The sequence below is a fragment of the Paenibacillus sp. 01T442 genome, assembly GCF_056398345.1.
The window spans coordinates 17,751-40,570 of record NZ_JBFTPF010000017.1; the positions used below are offsets into that span (position 1 = coordinate 17,751).

A 22,820-nucleotide genomic window follows, 5' to 3' on the forward strand; every position below is an offset into this window, starting at 1 on the left:
CCTAGTTGTGTTACTCTTGTTTCTATAGTTTTCGAAATACATTTGAAAAGGCGGTGAGAACCCATGGTCGAGGACAACGAGGAAGTCAAACAGGCAGTGAAAGTCTACAAAGCACTCGGAGAGCCGACCCGGATCAAAATAGCGATGCTTCTTACGGAAGAGATGAATCTCTGCTGCTCCGACATCAGTAGCAAGCTCGAGTCCGTTGCCGGTTCCACGCTGTCGCATCACTTGAAACAGCTTACGGAATGCGGCCTGCTCACGCTGCGCAAAGACGGAACGTACATTTATTACAGCGTTAATAAAGAAGTCGCGCGAAAGTACGCCCMGTATCTACTGGGGTAGCCATTTTTTTTGCCGTATATTTCGATATATTTAGAAATATAAAAATATATAATATAGAGAGAAATGGATAAGGAGCTGGAACGTTTGTCTTACAATTTGAAAATTTATATGCTTGCTTTAGTAAGCTTTCTCGTCGGTACCTCCGAATTCATCATTGCCGGTATTCTGGATAAAGTATCTGACGATATCGGCGTCTCGGTCGCAGCAGCAGGCCAGCTGATCACCGTGTTCTCCCTTGCATACGGGTTCGGGACGCCTTTCCTGATGGCAGCCGCTGCCAAAGTCGACCGCAAAAAGCTGATGCTATACGCGCTCTCGGTATTCATCATCGGCAATGTCGCAGCCTACTTGTTCTCTGGCTTCGGTGCCCTCATCGTTTCTCGCGTTATCGTAGCGCTCAGCAGCGGCGTATTCGTTGTGACGGCGCTCACGGTCGCTGCGAAACTCGCACCGGTGGAGAAGCAGGGTAGTGCCATTGCCACGCTCGTCATGGGCTTCAGTACAGCACTGATCGTCGGCGTACCGCTTGGTAGGCTAGTCGCTTCCGCCTATGACTGGAAGGTGGTTTTCGGTGGCATCGGACTGCTCGGACTACTGGCGTTGCTGCTCATTGCCTCCACGATTCCGAAGACGGACGGCGAGCAGCCGGTACCGCTGCGCGACCAACTGAAACTGCTCAAGAATCCGAAAATCGTCGTCGCGCTCAGCATAACGTTCTTCTGGCTAGGTGGCTATTCCATCACCTACACGTATATTTCCCCCTTTCTGCTCGATATTACGGGCATGAGCGAGAAATTTGTCAGCATCGCGCTGCTCGCGTTTGGCATTGCCAGTCTGATCGGTTCCAAGCTTGGCGGGTTCGGCACCGACCGGTGGGGATTCAAGAGCACACTAGTGACCGGCATGCTGTTCCACGCAACCTGGCTGGTCGTGATTTCGTTCGCCGCCCATTCGCCGGGGCTGATGTTCCMTTTGCTMATGCTCTGGTCCTTCTCCGCCTGGTCGTCTGGTCCGACGCAGCAGTATCATCTAATCTCTCTCGCGCCCGAAGCGACCAGCATCATGCTTAGCCTGAACAGCTCCGTCGTGCAGCTAGCTATGGCAGCCGGTGCGGGCATCGGCGGCATCGTCGTGGAAGGCTCTTCGCTGACCGCCATCACCTGGATCGGCGCCGCCGGCGTCGCCGTCGCCGCGCTCATGTCGGCCGCGGCCTTCGGTTACTTCCGCGTCGGTGCGGCTTCCCGGGCAGCACACAAAAAGGCTCGCGCAGGGAAGATCAGCTCATAAGCATTTCTCTTTCACGTCAACTGGGCAGCGCCTATTGTGCCAGACCCAAGCAAAACGAGAAGAAGCCTGCAGCTCCCGCTTTGACTAGCAGGCTGCAGGCTTCTTTTCGACAAACATGCTCTCCGAACGAACGATCCAGGTATTCTCTATACCGAACTCGATATATTTTAATTAGGTTACCTCTTTCTAAGGCTGCCATCACGATAAAATCGTTTGCTTAAGATTTAGCTTGATTTACTACGTTGTCAAACAATAGTCCAAAGTCTCTTTCAAGTGCATTTACACTAATCCAGAAGTTTTCCTCATTAAATCCTAAAAACCCATCACTCATTTCAATAAAGAATAAGATGTATTTATTCGTAGCATTGCTCTTTAATCCCTCTCTGATGTCGAGAGTTCATTATCGCAAACTGCCCAACAGTTTATTTCGGGGATGGAACCTCGAAAGTTGGGGTATGTTATGAACTAGCTGTAAATCACCCGGGTGTGAGCTATGGCTCCATTGGATAACGGGCTAAATTTTAGGGGGTTTTTCATATGGCTGTCTCTTTACAAGCGGAAGTCCGCGAAGAAGCAACAAAATCAGAAATTAAGCAAATGCGTTCCAAAGGGAAAATTCCCGCTGTCGTGTACGGCAAGAAAATGGCGACTACGGTCCTAAGCATCGATTTGAAAGAATTGCAGGTCGTGCTTCGGCAAAATCCTCATGCCATTATTGATTTGACTATCTCTGGCAGTACGAGAAGTCAACCTGTCATGATTAATGAAATCCAACGCAATCCGCTGAACCGCGAGTTGTCCCACATCGACTTCCATCAAATTAATATGGATGAGCCGATCAAAACGGTCGTGGCGCTGGAATTTATTGGTGATGCTGTGGGTGTGCATGATGGCGGGATTTTTCAAATTCAGATGCACAACATCGAGATTCGCTGCATGCCGAGCCAAGTTCCGACTTCCATTCAAGTGGAAGTATCTAGCTTGGGGCTAGGTGACAACCTGCATGTCAGTCAAATTGTAGTGCCCTCCGGCATTGAAATGAAATCGGACCCGAATGATATCGTCGTGACAATTCTGGTGCCTCAGAAGGAAACGGAGACACCAGTGGCTGCGAACAATGAGGAGCGTGTGGGTGAAGCGGAGACATCCAATGAGGCTGCGACAATAGGCCAGCCGAGCTAAACCAAGTTTGCCAACGTGCAAGGAAGCCCTGCACCAACGCGTGAAGGCTTCTTTCTCTGTGTCTAAATATGTAAACGGTTAACACCGTTTTAATAGTATTGCTACTGATCTCTTCTATGCTACTAAAGAAATCATTTCATTACACATACTTAGCAATCTACTTCGATATGTGACTGTCCTTGTCTTCCCGTTATTTTTACGAGGCTGCCGATTAATGCTGGCAGCCTCGTCTAGGTTTTTGTAAGTGACGTACAATTGTTAGATTTTCAATATTCTTAAGTTGTTCTTCTGCGTTCCAATTATCATTATGTTTATTAATAGGCAACATTCTAGAATACTCCAACTTGATATTCATCCTCGTATGCAAGAACTCCAGGAAGTTCTCTGGAAACAGATTTTATTATTTCTATTCGATGTTTCTCAGCAATTCCAAAGAAAGGTTCCAGATGAACTAGCATGGTTTCTGTTCTATCAACATCTTTAAACCAAGTTACAGCGTTAATTGAATTATTATCCTCATAATACGGTGGGTTAGGTAAATTTCGTTCAAACCAATCTTTGGTCTCGAGATATAGCTTGCTCTCCCATTCAGAAAGCTTTCCATCACGATATAGGTGATATATTACTACAAAGATTMCAAAAGGTTTTTTAGTTTTAGGACTATTATAATTACCATGAAATCTAATATACATTGTTACTCCGCACCACCCTTCTGAGTTTTCGATAGCTCGATGTTGCATAAGCCCTTTAGCGTAATAGGGCTGCCAGTTTATCGGCAGTCACTACAATATTGTAATTAGTTTCCAATTATGAGCCATAGAGCTTTAGCCCACTGACGTAATAGTTGTGGAGATTAAGTCAATAACCTCCTGAATGCTCAGTACTAACTCCTTCTGCTCGTCCATGTCTTTCAACCGTAGTTTTCCAAGTTTCTCTTCATTTTTACCTATCAAAATCACATACCGAATTCCCTTAGATGAGGCGGTTGCTAGAGATTTCCTTAACTTTCGCCCACTCGTATCTGTCTTTGTACGAAAACCACTTGCTCGCAGTTTAGCTGCTGTTTTAGGCACTTCTGTTACAGTTTCCCCTATAGGAATGACAACGACTAAAGCACTTGAAATTTGAGCTGGGCGACTCTCAAGCATCGCCATGATTGATTCCATACCGAAAGAAATTCCTACTGTTGGATACTGAATATCATCTCTACCGATTAGCTGTCCAATTATGGCATCATAACGACCACCACCGCCTAAGCTTGAAGAGAAAGAGACAGAAGTCATCAAAGATCTCATAGACCGCTCCTGTATAAAAAGATAACCCACGTGACAAGAAGGGATCAAACTTACATATTTGCTCTAATCCTAAGTCATGAATGATATTTTGAAGTGATTGGACTTCTAGTGCGCCAGGCTTATCTTGGATTCCATATTTTCTTGATACAATTTCAAACGATGAGTTGTCCAATTCAAGTAAATCCTGTATTGAGTTGGTTACTTGAGCATCTAGCCCCTTGCTAACAAGCTCTTTTATAACTCCGTCATTTCCAACTTTTTTTATTTTTGTCGAGTGTCAACATGAATTGATACCTCAAAGTCCTTAACATAAACAGCACTACCCATAATTTCTATGACATCTCCATTTGTTACTGTTACTCGGATTCTGCCATCCCTTCCGATTTCCTGACCTTGTTCAATTAAAAGGCTTAATGAAGTTTCAGACTCCTTTTTTATAAATCTTGCATAATAAGCTCCCATTACCCCAGAGGCAGTACCAGTAACTGGGTCCTCAATTGTACCAGAAAACGGTGATGAAAAATGACGAGCGTGCATATGCGCATTGGTATCGTATGTTTCTACACAAAAAGGATGGATAGATGCTTTAGGCATTTCCTTTAAAATATTCGGAAAAAGCTTGTTATTTGGCTTCATTCGTTTGAAAGCAGCAAGACTTTTAATTGGAATTAACAATGTCCACGTACCTGTGCTACCATACAAGGTTCGTAGTTCTGTCTCAATATCGCTCTCTTCAATTCCCATAGAAAGAGCCAATTCTTGATAAGAGCCATTAAATTCTTGAAATTGGGGAACAGCTTGCCTCATTGTTATGTAAAGTCCGTCGTTTGAATTAAGTCTAATCGGCAAAACCCCTGCTTTTGTTTCAATTGTAAAATCAGTTTTATCACCCAACAACCCTTTCGTTTTTAACGCATAAATAGTTGCCATTGTTGCGTGACCACAAAGATTTATTTCATGACCTGGAGTAAAAAAACGAATTCTTAAATCAGCATTATCAGATTTAAGTGGGAAAGCCGTTTCGTTAAACCCTACTTTTTCCGCCACTTCTCTCATTTGCTCTTCAGTAAGATTTTCGCCATCCAATACTACCCCCGCTGGGTTTCCCATGTTGGGAATATTACTGAATGCGTCGTAATGATAAACCTTTATTGTTTTCACAAGCACACCTCCAACGTTATTTCTATTATTCTACCAAAATTAGGATATAACGTAACGGTAATTTTAACTTGTTCAACATATCTGCCCGATAGCTTAATGAACCGAGCGTATTTCCTTTTTAGAGAGGTTCAAACTTTATCCCTGCACAATAAGAATAAGCAACCTTACGGGAATGGCGGGTATCCGAACTCAATACCAAGTTATTTTTCAAAATTTACGCTTCCGAATCCATGAGACCGATGAATTCCCGGATCGGCTGTCGTCTATATAAACGAAGGCATAAATGAACACAAACTAATTTGACGAAGAGGTGTTTTGAAAATGGCATTAACGTCCGCATTCACGAGCTTCAACCTACCTGTAAAAAACGTAGAACAATCGAAAGCGTTCTTCACCGGACTCGGATTCGAGCTCAACCCGCAATTCCCCGTGAACGAGAATTCGGTAGCCATCGTGATCGGCGACAACCTGCAGGTCATGCTGATCAATCAAGTATTCTTTAATACGCTCACGGAGAAGCAATCCGTCGATACGAGCAAGTATGCGCAGATGACGATCGCATTGGCCTTCGAGAGCCGGGAAAAGGTCGATGAAATCGTGAATACCGCGGTCTCCTTGGGCGGGAAATTGCACGCTGAACCTGAAGATCATGGGTCCATCATGTATCATTGGGGCTTCGTGGACTTGGACGGCCATCTGTGGGCCATTAACTACATGAACATGGATGCGGCACAAGGTTAAGGCTAACGGAGAGCACGCTCGTACTAGGGTTCAAAAAGAAAGACGCCGGGCATCTTCCCCGGCGTCTTCTTCGCGATGATTAGTTTTGTTCGGTATAGGCTTTGAAATTGTCCATGATCGCTTGCCAGCCTGCTTGCTGGAACTCGACGGGATTGGAGCTTTCCGCGTCGAACGTTTCAATGACCTTCGTCTCATTCCCTTGATCGACGAAAGCAATATCCACTCTTCTTCCGTCTTCCATGGTGTAGCCGATCGCCTCATGCCGATTCACGACATCGTAGACGCCGCCAAAATCAAAGCCCATGCTGCCATCCTTCGCTTCCATCCGTGTCAGAAACTTGCCGCCGACACCTTTCTCATGATATTCGTCGTTTGGTTATTCTCAATGATATAGACGTAAGCTAATGACGAAATTCATTGGTCAATTCGCTCAGGCAGCCCAAATCGCGAAAATAATGGCGTATGAATGAAGTTTTGAACGTGCAGGATTTGATTTTCTTTGGTTTCGATGACGTGGATGCCCCAAGGTACCAGGCCAGAGCCCTCTTTGCCAGGCATATACTGGGCCAACGCCGGATAACCGCCATTCACCGTAATGGGCACAAATCGCGAACCTTCGCAATGCCAGCGAGTAAGCGAATAGAAAGCGGACAAATCTTCCTTGCCACGGATCCACATTTCGAAAGGCGGCATCGACATGCAGCCTTCCTCGTGGAACAACGCGACGAGCGCAGCAATATCGAATTGCTCGAAGGCCTCCACATACCGGGACAGCAGCTGCTGTTCCGGTTGAACGTCCATGCTGCTGAGCTCATCCGAGCGAAGCTGCGCCCGGTCCATCGTCTCTCGGGCTCTTTGCAAGGCGCTGTTCACCGCTGCCGGCGACATCGCCAACGTTTCCGCGATCCGCTTGGAGGACCATTCAAATACATCCTTCAAAATGAGTACCGCGCGCTGCCGCGGAGGCAAGGTCTGCAGGAGAGCGATGAAGCACAGTTGAAGGGTATCTCTGCGGACGAGCCGATCCTCCGGATTGCCCCCAAAGTCGGGAGACGGCCAGATCCAGGCAGAGTCCGGCAGCGTGTCGCGCGGCTCGACGATGGAGACGGCCGGGTCGAACAGGTCAACGGGAAGTGCGCGGCGTTTGGATTGTCTCAGCTTGTCCAAGCACAGGTTGGAGGCAATCCGATAGACCCAAGTTTTGAACGAGGAATCCTGTCTGAACGTGCTCCAGCTCTGCCAGACCCGAATACTCGTCTCCTGAACGGCATCGTCCGCATCGTCCATGGAGCCTAGCATTCGGTAACAGAACGAGGTTAAGCCCGGCTTCAAGCTTGCAAATAATGGTTCGTCAAATGCGGTCTCGTTCATCGCGGCCTCCCTTAACTATCTCCCCGAAGGGTGGTACCTTCATAATATGCAATGAAGCGGAAAGCCTCAATCCGAATAAATAGGCAGAATTTAGTACTCATGGATAAAAATTTAGCACGATCGTACTAATAATTCAATAACCAATAAATTCACCCTTGTCATTCCTCCCAATTGATAAAGATTTAGGTTTACCTTCCACGTAGAGGATTGCGCTTTAATGCGAGCAATGTGCAATATTAAGGTAATATGTCTAAATTTAATTACCTAGGCTTTCATCCTAGGCGTAGCCGTTTTTTTGTTTGAATGAATAATTTGATTGATCATTTGGAATCGTATAACAGGATGTTAATTTATCGCAACAAAGGGAGGGAACTACTATGGCTAAGCCAGACAATCGCGAAGATAACCCAGCCCGTATTCAGAATGCCATCGATAATACAATGGCCAATCTAAACGAAGCTGAGGAATACTTGGATGAACATGCGGATGAAATTTCTGCTGTAGACAAAGAGAGCATCGAATCCAAAAATGCTCGCCGCAAAGAGAGCATCAATGGATTTATCGCAGAGAAACAAGACGAATCCAACGCACAAGAATAACAGATTTCCCCACTTATTAAAAGCACCCTTTAGTCGAGATATCGGATAACCATTCAGGTTCAACCGAAGTCTGCTAAGGGGTGTTTTTCTATGCCGTTTCTTCGTTCTTCGTATTTATTGAACTCTCGTTCCTCGATAGTTCAGCCGCGAAATTATGTCGGTGAACGCTTCAGGAATGTTACAAGACGATTCCGATTCATAACATCCTCTCAATATTCATCAATGATTCTGCACACTACATAATCAAAAATTGTTGAATAGAGATTTCTATATTGTCATCACCCGAATTGTCATAATCCAAATTGTAAATGTGGGGACAAATGTAAATGTGCACCTGAAAAACAATGTGGATGCTGTTTTAAAACCCCTTACACTCGCCCAACAGGCATTTTTTTCCTTCCAGCAAAGAATACCTGACTAATGTCCAATCAATCACTATTTAACGAACATATTTTATACCGTAGTTACAAATCACCAGAAGGGAATGAGTACACATGGGAGCAGTTGGTTACGGTGGAAGTTGTGCAGGTTACGGTTCAAGCGCAGCAGCTATTTTGGTTCTTTTTATTCTTTTGGTTATCATCACATCAGCTTTTGTATGGTAATTCCTTAAACTAACACTAATAATAATTAGAAAAAACGGCCGCGAAATAAATTACGGACCGTTTTTTCTCGTTGTTTTTATCATAAAAAAGTCTCCCTTTATCGGAGGCTTGATATACAATCTAACTTTCACAGCGTCTCTCTTTTTTGTATCAAACAACCGTGCAGTAAGACGCTTGAAACAGGGCTCTCACGTGCTCCATCCAAATCATTCATCTGAAGGAAGCAGCAGCTCCTCACCTAAGCCAATCATTGGATTACCGGACAGGCGTTTTTAATGCCAAGATGCTGACCTTATACCAACATCACAAAAACGGTCTTATCGCGAAGTAGATGCGAATACAGACCGTTTTTTTCGTTTTATAAATGAGGGTGACGAATAAGTTGAGTGTGCTGGGTATCAATACCAATATATGGTCAAGTGGATGGTTTCGCACTAGGTTGATACCCATTTCGTGATTTAACCGTCAAGCCAGTTCGAGTGCGCTTTCTTCGATGCTTTGATAACTCTCCATTACCGTTCGGACTCAACGTTATCGTTACGCTAAAGAAAGAAAACGTCATGGCGTGGGCACCAGTAACGCTGGCGTCGGCCCCATTGAAAGATTTGGAGATTTGAGTTGGCGCCATAATTATTAATGATTCACCGTTGATTATGTTTCCTGAGTTAGTGACTACTTTTGAGGTACCGATTATAGATGGCATCTGAATCAACCCTTATCCTTATGATGTCCCTATTATATGTGAGCTTGATCTTTTTGCTTGGTTTAGTGTACATGTCCAGACCCATTTTAGAATTTCTCATTTGATAGCCTTCTTTCATATTAGGCTGTATCCCGGAATACTGAAGCTTGCCATCGATCAAGTCCCACTCCGGATAGCCTTCCCACATCGCAACCCCATACATCGCTCATCCGTTGGCTGGAAAGCAAAAATGAAAGCGCATACAGATGAGAATGTAATAATCATGCCTAAGAGCTTTTTAATCATCAATAAACTCCCTTTCCTATTGGATTAGCTTTTATTAAAACAATGACCCTACTTTAAATTAGTAGAGTCATTGTTGTCACGAGTTTAACTTTATTTATTATCTGCCTTCCAAGCATCATATTGCTTCTGGATCTCAGCCATCACTTTGTCTATACCAGCTTCCACCAGCTTTTTCTTCGTGTCCTCGACGTACTTCGGATAATCCGGCATGGATCCCGTCGTAAAGATCGGATTCGCCTCTTTATTAACCGCATTGATTTGCGCAATCTCGGTCTTGACCGGCTCATTATTAAAGACAAATCCAAGCAGACCCGATGCCTTACCGTTGTCGTTTGTTTTTTTCATCGCTTCTAAGGCTTTCGTTGAATTCCAGTTGGAATCCCATTGATCCCAAAGCGGCCCAAGCCAGTTGTGCCAAATCGCCCATGTTTGTTCAGCACCGCTTTTAGCCTCGATCGTTGGGTTAGCATCTTTAACCGTACCCGATTTAACGATGTAATTTTTACCTTCAACGCCATAAGCAAGTGTATTTAATAAGTACTTGTCACTCCAAATATAATCGAGCAGCATCATCGCTCTCTCTGRATTCTTCGACGTTGCACTAATCGCTGTCGCTGCTGCTGTCATAGAGCCAGTTGAAATCGTTGGTTGTGAGCTAAATGTTTCAACCGTTGGGAATCCATACGTGCTCGTCGATTTCGACCCATCCTCGGTATAACCGCCTGAATCGCGCAACACGGCATATTTCCCGGATTTCGCTTCAGCCAAATAGTCCGTTTTGATCGCCGCATCTTTGGCAATATAGCCTTTCTTATAGAAATCATTCATAATTCGATAATTTTCATAATTCTGTGGAATATCAAGTGTTTTGACGAATTTACCATCCTTCTCGCTAAAAGATATTCCACCTACAACTGTTGTATAGTCGGGTAATCCTACGCCAGAGGTAGCTCCATTGGCCGTCGCAATAACTGGAATCATGTTCRGCTCATTTTCCTTAATTGTTTTTAAGAATGGCTCTAAATCACTAAGACTCTTGACGCTCTTATAATCAAATTTATACTTTTCAACTAAATCTTTTTTAAATACATACGCAGATGCCGGACTGTAAGGGGTCTGTGCAGGAATCGCCATAATTTTCCCTTTATACGTAACTGCTTTCCAAGCACGAGGATCTACTTTCTTCAAAATATTTTGACCATACTTCTGCAATAAGTCATCGAGGGGCATAAAGGCACCCTTTTGCACATTCGCATTTAAGTTATTGGAAGAATTGGAAGTAAATACAAGATCATAAGGCTCGCCAGCAGCTGATTTCAACTTGATTTTATCTTCCCAGCCCGCATTATCAATTAAATTAAAGTGTACATTGGCGTTCAATTTTTCCTTGATCAGTTTGTTCGCTGCCGCTTCAACCGCTTCCTGATCCTTCATATTGTCGATCGGTTTTGGCATGTACCAGCTAATATCCACATAATCTTTCGTCGGACTCGTGCTTGCTGCACTACTAGCTGCTGGACTAGCGCTTTCACTCGTTTTGTTATCCGTACTGCAGCCGCTAATCACAATCGTTGTTGCAAGCAAGACGGATGTTCCTGGTCCAAACCATTTTGACGCTTTTGTTTTTTGACCTTTCACGTGGATTGCCTCCCTTATATTGTCTTTATATAATTTACAGACGCAGCGCGTTTCTCCTGCACCTGAAACTATTAACCTTTGACAGAACCTACCGTTAACCCCTGAACAAAATACTTCTGAAACAGTGGGAAAACAAGCAGCATCGGTCCTGCAGCCAAAATACACATCGCCATGCGAGCAGTTAAGGAAGGTACTTGCATACCTGGTTTCACAAGTCCATACTGAATGGCTTCACTGGAATTCAAATACTCCATATTTTTAAGAACACGAATAAGTAAATATTGCAGTTTCATTAAATTGTTCTGATCCATGTAGAGCAAGGTCAGCCACCAGTCATTCCAGTACTGGAGTGCAAAGAACAGACCTAAGGTCGCCAATGCCGGTTTGGATATTTGCAGAACAATTTGCGTAAATATTCGCAGCTCGCCTGCGCCGTCCATTTTAGCTGACTCGATGATGGCATCCGGTATGGTCTGCAAGAATCCTTTCATGAGGAGCACGAACCAACCGCTAATCAGATACGGCAAAATGAGTGCCAGGATATTGTTGCGGAGTCCCAACCATTTCACCATGAGAATATAAGAAGGAACCATCCCCCCATGAAAGAGCATCGTGAAGAAGATGAAAAAGGCAAGGAACGTACGGTAGGAATAATCTTTGCGCGAAATCGCATAAGCGTAGGTCGTGGTCACCCACATCCCAATCAAAGAACCGATGACCGTCGTACCGATCGTAACCAGATAAGAGTTCAGCAGAACTGTTGGCTCACGCAGAATCACCTTATACGCATCTAACGTAAAGTTCTTAGGGATCATGGAATACCCATATTTGATAATGTCATTTTCCGTTTGAAACGAGGTGYCGATAATGACAAGGAAAGGAAACACACACACGGCACACAACAAGATAAATAGGATATGAATCACTAAGTTACCCGTTGTTAGTGTAGGTCGTAACCGAATTGCTTTTTGAGGATTCATAGTCGATGCTCCTTAGAAAAGTGAATTTTCAGGATTAATCCTTCTCACGATAGTATTGGTACACAAAACGAGGCAAAACCCGACGATCGATTGAAAAAATCCCGCTGCCGATGCCATCCCAATGTCCCCCATATCAATCAGAGAACGATAAACGAAAGTATCAATGACATCTGTTGTCTGATAGATCAAGGATGAATTCAACGTCACATTGTAGAACAAACCGAAATCACTGTAGCAGATACTTCCGATTTGAAGGATAACCAACATGGTAATCATGGGTTTGATCATTGGAACTGAGATCGAAAAAGCTTGCCTAAACTTACTCGCTCCATCGATTTTCGCAGCATCATAATACTCAGCATCAATCCCCATCAGAGCAGCGTAATAGATGACAGATCCATATCCGAGTCCCTTCCAAACAGCAGCTGCCACCAAAATGTATGGCCAATACTGAGGTTCGCTGTACCAGAGGATGGGTGCTTTACCCACAGCAACCAAGATGCTATTGATAACACCGTGATCCATATCAAACAACGCCCTGAAGGCAAAGCCTGCAACCACCCAGGAAATAAAGTAAGGAATGAACAAAATCGTTTGATACACCTTTACAAATTTCCGACTCAGCTCAAATAACAATAAGGCAATGACGATGGAGAGAAACGTCCCCAAAATAATGAATACCATGTTATACAGGAGCGTATTGCGCAGAACACGATAAAGTACATTGCCATTAAATAGGAATCCGAAATTGTCCAACCCTACCCAAGGGCTATTCCAAATCCCCAGATTGTACTTATAATTCTTAAAAGGAAGCAGCAATCCGTAAAGCGGCACATAATTAAAGAGCAATATCAACAGGAAACCTGGCAGTGCCAGCAGGGTCACTCCGAAATTTTTCTTGAAAATTCTTACCATCCATCCAACACATCCTAGCTTTGTAATTTTGACTGCCATCTTGGTCGATATCCCAACTTTAGGTGATGCCCAAGGGAATGTATATTATGAACTAGGCATTTTCCTCCAAAAATATGTAGGTAAGCTGCCTTTCCTTGAGGATAGAAAACTCCAAATCAAGTGAGTTCCTCTAACCTTCGTAGGCATGGAAAGGAAACTGCGTTGTAACCTCCACCTTAGGCGAATGATATTGTATACTACACACATGGGAAGACATGTAGAGGAGCGTAAACATGCGAAAAGCAGTAGTGCCCTATCGCTATATGATCGATGAATTTCTTACTCCGTCTTTTCATTTCAGTATCTCCGAGTATGAGGTAAGTCGGTTTCACGATTTGCATGGCCATGAATTTTTTGAGATGGAGATTATTTTATCTGGAAAAGGCACACAAATTTTGAACGGAGAGTCCTCCCGACTCACCCCCGGCTCGGTTTACCTTTTAACCCCTGTCGATTTCCATACCATTACTCCTGATCCTGGTTTTCCTCTTCGTTTAATTAATTTGAAATTTACCGAGGAGTGGCTCGATGAGGAGTTGCGACTCTTGCTCTTTAGGCAGCCGAATCGCTTGTCCGTCCGCTGCGAGGGTGAACATTTGGCTGACATCGAAAAGGAATGCCGCCGATTATTGGCGGAAAGCATGACATCTCAAATCGGCAAAAAACAAGCGATCCGTGCCACATTGGACAGATTGCTTGTTGATCTGCTGCGTATGATTCCGAATGATCCCCAGAGTACCATAGAGACTTCGTCCAGCGATGTGTCTGAGCGAAGTAAGCTGCGCAAAGCCTTGAACTATATCGATTTCCATTTCCGCGAACCCATTACACTGAAACAAGCAGCCGCCCACACATCGTGGAGCCCGAACTATTTCAGCGAAAAGTTCAGTACCATCATCGGTCAATCCTTTCAACAATATGTCCAGGACCATAGGCTTCAATATGCCCATAGGTTGCTGCACAATTCCTCCTTACCCGTTACGGAAATAGCACTAGCATCCGGCTTTAATTCCTTGCCTTACTTCATCCGTTGTTTTAAAAGTAAATATGGGGTGTCTCCGCGTGCTGGTCGGCGGGTTCTGTGAAGGAGTCCAATGAAAAGAAAAACCTGAGGCTCTGACTCAGGTTTTTCTGCAGCGCATACTGTGCGCTAGCGCCCGTCGAACGACGGAGGTGCCTCCCTTGCGCACAATATTTGTGCGCTAGCGCCCGTCGGACGACGGAGGGACCTCCTTGCGCACAGTATTTGTGCGCTAACGCCCGTCGGACGACGGAGGTACCTGCCTTGCGCACAGTATTTGTGCGCTAGCGCCCGTCGGACGACGGAGGGACCTCCCTTGTGCACAATATTTGTGCGCTAGCGCCCGTCGGACGACGGAGGGACCTCCATTGTGCACAATATTTGTGCGCTAGCGCCCGTCGGACGACGGAGGGACCTCCCTTGTGCACAATATTTGTGCGCTAGCGCCCGTCGGACGACGGAGGGACCTCCCTTGCGCACAATATTTGTGCGCTAGCGCCCGTCGAACGACGGAGGGACCTCCCTTGCGCAAAATATTTGTGCGCTAGCGCCCGTCGAACGACGGAGGGACCTCCCTTGCGCACAATATTTGTGCGCTAGCGCCCGTCGAACGAGGGAGGTACCTCCCTTGCGTACAATATTTGTGCGCTAGCGCCCGTCGAACGAGGGAGGTACCTTAGGTTTTATCTGGTGCCCGGAAACTTATACGCTAACATGTTAAAAAAAGGCTCTGACTCAGGTCCTTTGGTGTAATTCAAACTTTGGTGGCTTGAAGAGGGGTTGGGATGGAATCCTAACCTCTTTCTTTTCTACCTTATGACAAAAAAGCTTGATTTCTCAAGCTTTCAGCAACGGGACAAAAGCTTGGAAATAAAGCCAGTGCCCATAATCATTCGGATGATTGATGTTGTTCAGGAGCAGACTTTCCGCGGATTTACCGGCTGCCAGTTCCTGCTCCCAAACCGCAGTGACGTCAGCTACGCCGACACCGTATTCCCGGCCCAGCCGGCGGATGATTTCCGCATACCTGCCAGTCAATCCACTGGAATACCACCATTTCGGATTCGGCAGGCAAGGCGTCACGAGCACAATATCGCTGTTGTCCAACCTCTTGACGGCCTCGATCATTTGACATAGATTACTTTCAAAATCCGCCGGCGAAACGCCCACTCCTTCCCCATATTTGTTCTGATCGTTCATCCCGAATCCGATGATCACGAGATCGGGGCGCAAAGGAATGACATCGTGCTGTATGCGATTTTTTCCTTCTTTGCTCGTTTCACCGCCGACTGATTTGTTCAACAGACGGATTTGGCTGCGCGGATAGTATGCAGTGAGAAATTGATGAACCCGGTTGAAGTACATAAACTTTTCTTCGCTCGCATCCCCACCTGCACTAATGCTGTCACCAAAAACAACGATTGAACGCTCCTCACTGGTTCGCAATTTGGAAAGCCAGCGCTCCATCCCGGCTCGATTTCCGCTATCGTGGGCTACGATACAGCCCGTTAACGGATCGTTCTCATACAAATAATCCCCATACACGGTAAATTCACGATTGCTGCAGTTTTTGAACGCTGCATGATCAAACACCGTTTGGCCGTATAATTCGTGACGGGACCAATCTGGGATCCCGCTTTGCTTCGTCCGGCGAATGACACCGCGATCGTAATCGACAACATAGTCTATTCCCTCTGCGTAAATGATATTGTCCGGATGATCCTCATCCGCATGACTCCGCAATACCATACCCTGCTTGACTAAAGGACGGTATCGGATAGACACGTTCTCTTCTTTTACAAAAATGAATGCTTCCGCAGTCTGTTTGCGGCTCTCTGGATTCATGGGCACACAACTCCTTCAATTGTAAAATCATATTCACCCGAGGTCAGCCTCATTTAAAATCCATTGGATGTCTTGTTACATTGGAAGCCGTCAAATCTGGAATCTGGCGGTGAAGCTCATAATGTTTCGTAACCATGTGACGACCTCATTTCTCTCGATTACTTATACTGCCTTCCTACCTGCTACACAACTCCACTTTAGGTGATGATTTCGGGAAAGTATATTTCACATTAAGCATTTTCCTTCAAAATGAGTCATATCCGAAGATCATGCAATTTTTCTGAACATACGGCAAGTTTTATCCTAACCTCCCTTTTACAATGAGTTCATGGCACTTAATTGAGGGAGGTTTTCAAATGACAAATGAACTGTGCCTGGACGGTCAATGGAAGCTTGTTTATTTCCCGCAAGGAGAATGGCAGGTCCACCATCCAGATGAATTGAACAGCTTAGATTTGCCTTGTATTCACGCTCAAGTACCAGGGAATGTCGAGCTCGACTTGGTAAGAAGCGGCCTGCTTCCTGAGCCCTTCTTGGGAACTAATATCAATGAACTCCGCCCTTACGAGCTCTATGAGTGGTGGTACAGTTTATCGTTCACCGCTCCGCCGACGATGGCGGGCAAGCGAACCGAACTGGTGTTTCAAGGGGTTGACTGCTGCGCAACCTACTGGTTGAACGGCGAAGAGCTTGGCTCCAGCGACAATATGTTCATTGAGGTGAGTCTCGAAACAACGAAGTCGCTCCTGCACGATGGTGAGAATACGCTATTTGTACGGTTGCGTTCGCCGATTATCGAGGCAGGGCAGCGCAGCACCGATGCGATTTGCTATGGACAGGTCCCCAATGTCGAGCAGTTATTCGTACGGAAGACCGCTCATAGCTTCGGATGGGATATTATGCCCCGCGCAGTGTCTGCGGGCATTTGGCGATCCGTATCGTTGGTCGCATGTGAGGATCATGCCCTGACCGACCTTTATTTCTATACCCTATCTGTAGATAAAAATCTTTCAGCTGCACAAATCGGATTATTTTACCGAGTGGCCACAGATCCTGCTTATTTTTATCATGGATTGGAGATTCGGATAACTGGTAAATCAGGTACATCCGAGTTTCAGATGAGTAGGCCCGTCTTATTCAACGTCGGCTCCMTGACCGTATCCATCGAGAATCCCCTGCTCTGGTGGCCAAATGGATACGGGGAAGCTCATCTCTATGAGGTTACCACCGAACTGATTCATCAAGGACGTGTACTCGCTTCACGTACAGAGCGGATCGGCATTCGTCAAGTTCAATTGATTCGCACAGAAACAACCACGGTTGAAGCTGCCGGCGAATTTCTATTTAAAGTCAACCATACCCCGATCATGTGCAAAGGCTCAAATTGGGTGCCGATAGATGCGTTTCATAGCCGAGACGCCAGCCGCTACGAGAAGGCTCTCCAGCTGTTCACTGAAACAGGCAGCAATATCGTTCGTTGCTGGGGAGGCAATGTCTATGAGGATCATGCTTTTTTTGACTTCTGCGACCGTCATGGCTTGATGGTCTGGCAGGACTTTGCCATGGCCTGCGCTGTCTATCCACAGACGCCTGAGTTCAGCGAGTCCATGCGACTTGAAGCAAGCGCTGTTGTCCGCAAATTACGGAACCACGCTTCGCTTGTCCTATGGTGCGGGGATAATGAATGCGACGAGGCTTATGGGTGGTATGGGTTGTCTGATCCTAATGTGAATTCCATTACCCGTAACCTGCTTCCGCAAGTGATTCAGCTCTATGATCCTCACCGTGCTTATTTGCCAAGTTCTCCCTATCTGTCACCTGAGGTTATCCGATCAGGCAACATGAACCTAGCTCCTGAACGGCATCTTTGGGGGCCGCGGGATTATTATAAAAGTTCCTATTATAAGACGAGTAGTGACCATTTTATATCTGAAATTGGCTATCACGGCTGTCCGAATCTATCGTCAATTCAGAAGTTCATCGAACACGATCATCTATGGCCATTTAACAGTAAGGATGAGCAATGGGTCACACACGCAACGGCAGTTAGCGGCTATGAAGGACATAACGCGACACGGATCCAATTAATGGCGAATCAAATTAAAGAGCTGTTTGGGGCTATTCCTGAATCCATGGAAGACTTCTTACTTGCTTCGCAAATTTCCCAAGCTGAGGCCAAGAAGTTCTTCATCGAGACGACTCGGCTCAAAAAATGGCGGAAAACAGGGATCATTTGGTGGAATATGATTGACGGTTGGCCGCAATTCTCAGATGCCGTCGTTGATTATTACTATGGCAAGAAGTTGGCTTTTCATTACATCCAAAGAAGCCAAGTCCCTGTCTGCATCATGATCGATGAACCTGAGAATTGGCATGTGCGAGTAGCCGTAGGCAATGACTCCAGAGAATCTGCTGCCGGCAGCTATCGTATATGGGTTGCAGATTCCAATGAAACACTTATGGAGGGAAGCTTCACGGTCGAGGCTAACGGAACTTCCGAACTAGGGAAAATCCCGATTTCTCATGCCAACCAGCAATTGTTTCTAATTCAATGGAGCTTCAATGGACGAACCTATGGCAATCACTACCTGCACGGTTTTCCGGCTTTCTCATTAGAAGCTTATAAACGCTGGCTGCCGCAAATTGCTGCTATTTCCAATGAATTTCAGGCCGATGAAATCGGTCGATAGGAGGAATTCTACAATGGATAAAATGATAGTGGAAAATCACATGCAGCAGCTTGTGGCGCGTTATCCAGACCTAGAAATATGTACGCCAGACATTATAGCAGCATTTCAATTATGTGCGGAAGCGTTCCATACAGGTAGGAAAATGCTGCTATGCGGGAATGGGGGAAGCGCCTCCGATTGTGATCATATTGCCGGTGAGCTGATGAAAGGCTTTCTATCCAGAAGGCCTGTCCCCTTATCATTCCGTGGTTCTTTAATCCAAGAATGGGATGAAAAAGAAGGGGACTATTTAGCAAATCATCTGCAGCAGGCGCTCCCCGCCATTTCACTTACCAATCACGCTGCCTTGATAACCGCGTATGCTAATGATGTAGAACCGGAGATGATTTTTGCCCAACAAGTGTATGGCTATGGGAAAAAGGGAGATGTCCTCCTAGCTCTCTCCACTTCCGGGAATTCCGCGAATGTCCTTCGGGCTGTCCAAACCGCGAGAGCGATAGGAATGCGTACCATCGGATTAACCGGAAAACAGGGGGGCCGATTGAAGGAGTTATGCGACGTGACCATTAGGGTGCCTTGGGAGCGAACACCAGATATCCAGGAGCGTCACCTACCGATTTATCACATCCTATGTACGATGCTGGAAAGGGAGTTTTTCGGATGAGCATGATCCTTGCGGGCATCGATATTGGCGGCACCAAGTGTGCCGTTACGATTGGAAGACGGATGGATCATAATGAGATTACGCTACTTGAAAAAGTTCAATTTCCCACTCCCAAAGATCCGTATCAGACCATCACGAAGCTTATTTCAGTCTTAGAGMAATTATTGCTAGAACAAGGTGGTTCACTCGCAGCGATTGGCATCAGTTGCGGGGGGCCGCTTGACAGCAAAACAGGGGTCATCCTTTCACCACCGAATTTGCCAGGGTGGGATCACATTCCTATTACTTCGTTAATCAAGGAACACTTTGGTGTTCCCGTTGGTTTGCAGAATGATGCCAATGCCTGTGCGTTGGCAGAATGGCGCTGGGGTGCTGGCGTTGGAACCCGGAATATGATCTTCCTGACTTTCGGTACGGGTATGGGCGCTGGCCTTATTCTCGATGGCAAGCTATATACGGGGACCAATGATATGGCTGGTGAGATCGGTCATATGAGGCTTGAGCCTACAGGACCCATCGGTTATGGCAAAGCCGGTTCCTTCGAAGGCTTCTGCAGCGGAGGCGGCATCGCCCAATTGGGACGAATGAAAGCCGCGGAAGCTTTGGCGATTGGGCAGCCTCCGAGCTTTTGCCGATCCGAGTCGCAATTGGACTCGTTGACCGCTCAGCAGATCGCGGAGGCCGCGCAATCAGGGGATCTTTTAGCCTTACAAGTATTTCGTACTGTAGGAGTACAGCTTGGAAGAGGACTATCTGTCCTGGTGGACCTTCTAAACCCGGAGTTAATCGTCATTGGCAGCATGTATGCCAGACAGCGCGATCTGCTTGAAGCTTTCGCACTTGAGGAACTTCAAAGGGAGGCGCTCCCTCATGCTCATCGTGTATGCCGCGTAGTCCCTGCCGGGTTAGGTGAACTTGTAGGCGATTACGCTAGTCTGTCCGTTGCCGAATATCAGGTGAAATGAACCTAGCCAATAGCTTTCATATTTTACTTTTGAATCAAATTCGTCATAYTTCTCCGCAAGGCATATTCCTTCGGTGTGACCTTATATTTCTTTTTGAACAAACTGAAAAAATAAGTTTCATTCAAGATCCCGACCTTTTCAGCAATTTCATACACACTAAGGTCATCTTGGATAAGAAGGTCTGCCGCTCTGGCTAATCGAAACTCGTTGATAAAATCAGGAATCGATATCTGGGTAGCTTCCTTATATGTCTTGCTTAAATTTCTTGTCGATATTTTCATCATCGAAGCGATCGAAGTCAAGCTCAAGGTAGGGTCTTGATAATGGTTATGTATGTATTCCGTGACCGCATCCACCAAAAAGTAGTTTAGTTTATTGGCATTTCCCTCGAAATCTTTTTTGAACGAATCTTGCAGGGCACCGACTATGATCCGATGAATCTCGGCAATCGTCTCCTTCTCCAAGATATTGCGGCTGATCGAAGAGATGTGCAAAGATGGCACTGCTGTCACTTTCATTACTTCTAATGTCTCAATGACTGCATCCACAAGTCTTATGATGGAGACTAAAGCATTGTGATAGTTTAGCGTGCCCAGCTCTTCAAATATRTTCCCCAAAACCTCTTCTATCGCTGCGGAGTTGCTCGATTTCATCGCTTCCACAAGCCATTCCTCATGATTTTTGGAATATCCGGTCTTTTTACTTTCCACATTTTTCTTAACCGTTTCGTAGGTTATGACCGAGGAATGCCCTAGTAATAAGCGATACATCCCCTGATCGAGAGCCTTATGATACATGCCATTCAATTCCTGCATATGACTCGTCTTTTCACTAATCGATGCGGTAAAGGAGATTTTAAAAAATCGGGAAACATTCTCTTGAGCTTCTTTGATAAGTGAATGGATATGTGATTGAAACTGATCATCTTCTTCCGGAATACTTACAATCAAGACGACATGATCGTCCTTCATATCCAGTCCTTCGTTCGGATACTTTCTAGCCATAATTTCTGATGCAATATTGATCATAGCAAAGCGAATCGTGTCTTTATCTTTGGCATGGAACGCATGCTGGAATTCCTTATAGTTATCAATTTTCAATACACATATGGCATAGGAACCATCCAAAACTAAAGAAATCCTCATTTCTTTAAAAATGCTTTCCAATTCCGACCTACCGATCGATAAACTTTCCGTGAGCAGTCTGCTTAACCAATAATGCTTCATGACATCTTTATACTGCATCTTTTCCTTATCATAATGATCGAGCATTTCCATGGATTGTCTATAAACGGTGTTCAAATACGAGATCTCATCGACGACCTCGTCTTTGTCCGATCTCCGTATCCGATCCAACATAATCGAATTCACCAGTTTCCCCACGGGCCCATATATTTTCCGAGATATGCCAATAGAAATCACAATGGCCATGACAAGAAAAATGAGCGTGATGATGATAATACTATTTCTTAAGCTGTTGATATAGGTATAAATTTCAAGAACAGGCTGCGTTTTTAACAGCGTCATCCCCGTGTTGTCGACATTTGTGTACGTGACTAAATATTTCGTTCCGCCATGCTTGCTTTGAAAAAAACCATCTCGATCAGCCTGTGGATGTGCTGTTTTATACACCAAAAAGTCAGTTCTCAGCCACTTCTTGATTGCAKGGTCATTGGTACTATCATCCAAGTACTCGCCAGCCTGGTCCAGAATAAATACGTTATCTCCCTTTTGTTTATCGATCATATTGATTTGATTAATATTCTCCAGCAACCACTCCGGCTTAACATTAATAACGACAACACCATCCGGCTTAGCCCCACTCACTGTCGTTTCGTATATGAAATAGGAGAATACATACTCAGACTCGGTTACCCCATTTACTAGTTTTTTGATATCACGGAAAATCGGTTTCAACTTAGGCAGCGCTTGATCCGAATTAATAAAGTCGAAGAGCATCTGATCTTTAAAAAATAAAGGAAAACCCGTGCTATAGGAATGATCCAAATTCCGATTATAAATGCCAATAGAGTGAATATAAGGAATAGCTGAAGTGACAGAGCTAACGACTTTAGACATGTGGCTTGACACTTCAATCATATCTTCCTTTTTCGCATACATGATAGCGGTTACATCGCTGTTCAAGTAAAGAAATTTCGATAAATTGGAAATCGTTTGATCCATAAAAGACATATTATACTTGACCTGATACAGTATTTTTTGATTGGCTGCATATTCATTTTTGACCAAAAGATTTTGCGAATTAATATAAATGACCGTTGAAAGTACGACAACAAGAATCAATATAGCTATGCTAATCCAAAGAACCATTTTTATAAAATAGGCTTTAGCTCCTAAAAAAGCTTTTATGTTCATGCCTTTATATTCTCCTTTATTCGAAGTGAAAGCGTCTGGCATGCACCAGTCCCACCGCGCAATCCAACGTCTAAACTCCTACATTTTGCATGTTAGTATGTTATCTAAATGTAA

At 45.1% G+C, this 22,820-nt stretch carries 20 protein-coding genes and 1 pseudogene; 10 read left to right on the top strand and 11 right to left on the bottom strand.

The window, feature by feature from the left end; all coding sequences use genetic code 11:
• Positions 1-63 precede the first annotated feature (63 nt).
• The 3 genes from AC1DLM_RS15990 to AC1DLM_RS16000 all read left to right on the top strand — a co-directional run bounded on the left by AC1DLM_RS15990 (position 64) and on the right by AC1DLM_RS16000 (position 2,814).
• Positions 64-345, top strand: coding sequence for an ArsR/SmtB family transcription factor (locus AC1DLM_RS15990; protein ID WP_477570535.1), 282 nt, complete (start codon positions 64-66; stop codon positions 343-345).
• 84 nt (positions 346-429) lie between these two features.
• Positions 430-1,632, top strand: coding sequence for an MFS transporter (locus AC1DLM_RS15995; RefSeq protein ID WP_477570536.1), 1,203 nt, complete (start codon positions 430-432; stop codon positions 1,630-1,632).
• 537 nt (positions 1,633-2,169) lie between these two features.
• Complete coding sequence (locus tag AC1DLM_RS16000; RefSeq protein WP_441987320.1) at positions 2,170-2,814, top strand: 50S ribosomal protein L25; 645 nt, start codon at positions 2,170-2,172, stop codon at positions 2,812-2,814.
• Positions 2,815-3,143: 329 nt separating this feature from the next.
• Here the strand turns inward: AC1DLM_RS16000 and AC1DLM_RS16005 are convergent, their stop codons facing one another.
• The 4 genes from AC1DLM_RS16005 to AC1DLM_RS16020 all read right to left on the bottom strand — a co-directional run bounded on the left by AC1DLM_RS16005 (position 3,144) and on the right by AC1DLM_RS16020 (position 5,270).
• Positions 3,144-3,506, bottom strand: a complete 363-nt coding sequence (locus AC1DLM_RS16005; protein ID WP_477570537.1) for a hypothetical protein — start codon at positions 3,504-3,506, stop codon at positions 3,144-3,146.
• Between the two features lie 132 nt (positions 3,507-3,638).
• Positions 3,639-4,109: a His/Gly/Thr/Pro-type tRNA ligase C-terminal domain-containing protein gene (locus AC1DLM_RS16010; protein ID WP_441987322.1), complete on the bottom strand. Its 471-nt coding sequence runs from the start codon at positions 4,107-4,109 to the stop codon at positions 3,639-3,641.
• A complete protein-coding gene (locus AC1DLM_RS16015; protein WP_441987476.1) occupies positions 4,048-4,374 on the bottom strand; it encodes an ATP phosphoribosyltransferase regulatory subunit in 327 nt (108 codons plus the stop codon). The genes AC1DLM_RS16010 and AC1DLM_RS16015 overlap by 62 nt, the downstream gene beginning before the upstream one ends.
• Positions 4,371-5,270 (bottom strand): PhzF family phenazine biosynthesis protein, encoded by a 900-nt coding sequence (locus tag AC1DLM_RS16020; protein WP_477570538.1) that lies wholly within the window; start codon positions 5,268-5,270, stop codon positions 4,371-4,373. Before AC1DLM_RS16020 ends, AC1DLM_RS16015 begins: the two co-directional genes overlap by 4 nt.
• A 321-nt stretch (positions 5,271-5,591) precedes the next feature.
• On the opposite strand from AC1DLM_RS16020, the gene AC1DLM_RS16025 reads away from it, so the two are divergent.
• Entirely contained in the window at positions 5,592-6,011 is a 420-nt protein-coding gene (locus AC1DLM_RS16025) for a VOC family protein (protein ID WP_441987324.1), read from the top strand.
• A gap of 79 nt (positions 6,012-6,090) precedes the next feature.
• Here AC1DLM_RS16025 and AC1DLM_RS16030 read toward each other — a convergent pair.
• Positions 6,091-6,360 (bottom strand): annotated as a pseudogene (locus AC1DLM_RS16030) (SRPBCC domain-containing protein); the annotation flags it as partial.
• Between the two features lie 65 nt (positions 6,361-6,425).
• Positions 6,426-7,382 (bottom strand): sigma-70 family RNA polymerase sigma factor, encoded by a 957-nt coding sequence (locus tag AC1DLM_RS16035; RefSeq protein WP_441987325.1) that lies wholly within the window; start codon positions 7,380-7,382, stop codon positions 6,426-6,428.
• 377 nt (positions 7,383-7,759) lie between these two features.
• Between AC1DLM_RS16035 and tlp the strand changes: the two genes are divergently transcribed.
• Positions 7,760-7,981, top strand: a complete 222-nt coding sequence (gene tlp, locus AC1DLM_RS16040; protein ID WP_236291939.1) for a small acid-soluble spore protein Tlp — start codon at positions 7,760-7,762, stop codon at positions 7,979-7,981.
• Positions 7,982-8,401: 420 nt separating this feature from the next.
• Entirely contained in the window at positions 8,402-8,599 is a 198-nt protein-coding gene (locus tag AC1DLM_RS16045) for a hypothetical protein (RefSeq protein WP_477570539.1), read from the top strand.
• Positions 8,600-9,664: 1,065 nt separating this feature from the next.
• Here AC1DLM_RS16045 and AC1DLM_RS16050 read toward each other — a convergent pair.
• From AC1DLM_RS16050 to AC1DLM_RS16060, 3 genes are all read right to left on the bottom strand, one after another.
• Positions 9,665-11,212 carry an ABC transporter substrate-binding protein gene (locus AC1DLM_RS16050; RefSeq protein ID WP_477570540.1) on the bottom strand — a complete coding sequence of 516 codons (1,548 nt, stop codon included), beginning with the start codon at positions 11,210-11,212 and terminating at the stop codon, positions 9,665-9,667.
• Between the two features lie 71 nt (positions 11,213-11,283).
• Entirely contained in the window at positions 11,284-12,192 is a 909-nt protein-coding gene (locus AC1DLM_RS16055; protein ID WP_477570541.1) for a carbohydrate ABC transporter permease, read from the bottom strand.
• 12 nt (positions 12,193-12,204) lie between these two features.
• Positions 12,205-13,107: an ABC transporter permease gene (locus AC1DLM_RS16060; RefSeq protein ID WP_441987329.1), complete on the bottom strand. Its 903-nt coding sequence runs from the start codon at positions 13,105-13,107 to the stop codon at positions 12,205-12,207.
• Between the two features lie 272 nt (positions 13,108-13,379).
• On the opposite strand from AC1DLM_RS16060, the gene AC1DLM_RS16065 reads away from it, so the two are divergent.
• Positions 13,380-14,231, top strand: a complete 852-nt coding sequence (locus AC1DLM_RS16065; RefSeq protein WP_477570542.1) for an AraC family transcriptional regulator — start codon at positions 13,380-13,382, stop codon at positions 14,229-14,231.
• Positions 14,232-15,004: 773 nt separating this feature from the next.
• Here the strand turns inward: AC1DLM_RS16065 and AC1DLM_RS16070 are convergent.
• Positions 15,005-16,012, bottom strand: coding sequence for an SGNH/GDSL hydrolase family protein (locus tag AC1DLM_RS16070; protein WP_477570543.1), 1,008 nt, complete (start codon positions 16,010-16,012; stop codon positions 15,005-15,007).
• 356 nt (positions 16,013-16,368) lie between these two features.
• Here AC1DLM_RS16070 and AC1DLM_RS16075 point away from each other — a divergent pair, with 356 nt between their 5' ends.
• From AC1DLM_RS16075 to AC1DLM_RS16085, 3 genes are read left to right on the top strand one after another with little or no spacing between them, the layout of a single operon-like run.
• Complete coding sequence (locus tag AC1DLM_RS16075) at positions 16,369-18,702, top strand: glycoside hydrolase family 2 protein (RefSeq protein ID WP_477570544.1); 2,334 nt, start codon at positions 16,369-16,371, stop codon at positions 18,700-18,702.
• Between the two features lie 13 nt (positions 18,703-18,715).
• Positions 18,716-19,366: a D-sedoheptulose-7-phosphate isomerase gene (locus tag AC1DLM_RS16080; RefSeq protein WP_477570545.1), complete on the top strand. Its 651-nt coding sequence runs from the start codon at positions 18,716-18,718 to the stop codon at positions 19,364-19,366.
• On the top strand, positions 19,363-20,331 hold the full coding sequence (locus AC1DLM_RS16085; RefSeq protein ID WP_477570546.1) for an ROK family protein: 969 nt from the start codon (positions 19,363-19,365) through the stop codon (positions 20,329-20,331). The genes AC1DLM_RS16080 and AC1DLM_RS16085 overlap by 4 nt, the downstream gene beginning before the upstream one ends.
• A gap of 23 nt (positions 20,332-20,354) precedes the next feature.
• Here AC1DLM_RS16085 and AC1DLM_RS16090 read toward each other — a convergent pair whose 3' ends face one another.
• Positions 20,355-22,706: a helix-turn-helix domain-containing protein gene (locus tag AC1DLM_RS16090; RefSeq protein ID WP_477570547.1), complete on the bottom strand. Its 2,352-nt coding sequence runs from the start codon at positions 22,704-22,706 to the stop codon at positions 20,355-20,357.
• Positions 22,707-22,820: the final 114 nt, after the last annotated feature.

Bases quoted from the DNA above. Each gene is read 5' to 3' on its own strand.
- AC1DLM_RS16000 (WP_441987320.1), top strand. From the start codon at position 2,170: ATGGCTGTCTCTTTACAAGCGGAAGTCCGCGAAGAAGCAACAAAATCA.
- AC1DLM_RS16010 (WP_441987322.1), bottom strand. From the start codon at position 4,109: ATGAGATCTTTGATGACTTCTGTCTCTTTCTCTTCAAGCTTAGGCGGT.
- AC1DLM_RS16025 (WP_441987324.1), top strand. From the start codon at position 5,592: ATGGCATTAACGTCCGCATTCACGAGCTTCAACCTACCTGTAAAAAAC.
- AC1DLM_RS16035 (WP_441987325.1), bottom strand. From the start codon at position 7,382: ATGAACGAGACCGCATTTGACGAACCATTATTTGCAAGCTTGAAGCCG.
- tlp (WP_236291939.1), top strand. From the start codon at position 7,760: ATGGCTAAGCCAGACAATCGCGAAGATAACCCAGCCCGTATTCAGAAT.
- AC1DLM_RS16045 (WP_477570539.1), top strand. From the start codon at position 8,402: ATGTCCAATCAATCACTATTTAACGAACATATTTTATACCGTAGTTAC.
- AC1DLM_RS16060 (WP_441987329.1), bottom strand. From the start codon at position 13,107: ATGGTAAGAATTTTCAAGAAAAATTTCGGAGTGACCCTGCTGGCACTG.
- AC1DLM_RS16065 (WP_477570542.1), top strand. From the start codon at position 13,380: ATGCGAAAAGCAGTAGTGCCCTATCGCTATATGATCGATGAATTTCTT.
- AC1DLM_RS16070 (WP_477570543.1), bottom strand. From the start codon at position 16,012: ATGAATCCAGAGAGCCGCAAACAGACTGCGGAAGCATTCATTTTTGTA.
- AC1DLM_RS16080 (WP_477570545.1), top strand. From the start codon at position 18,716: ATGGATAAAATGATAGTGGAAAATCACATGCAGCAGCTTGTGGCGCGT.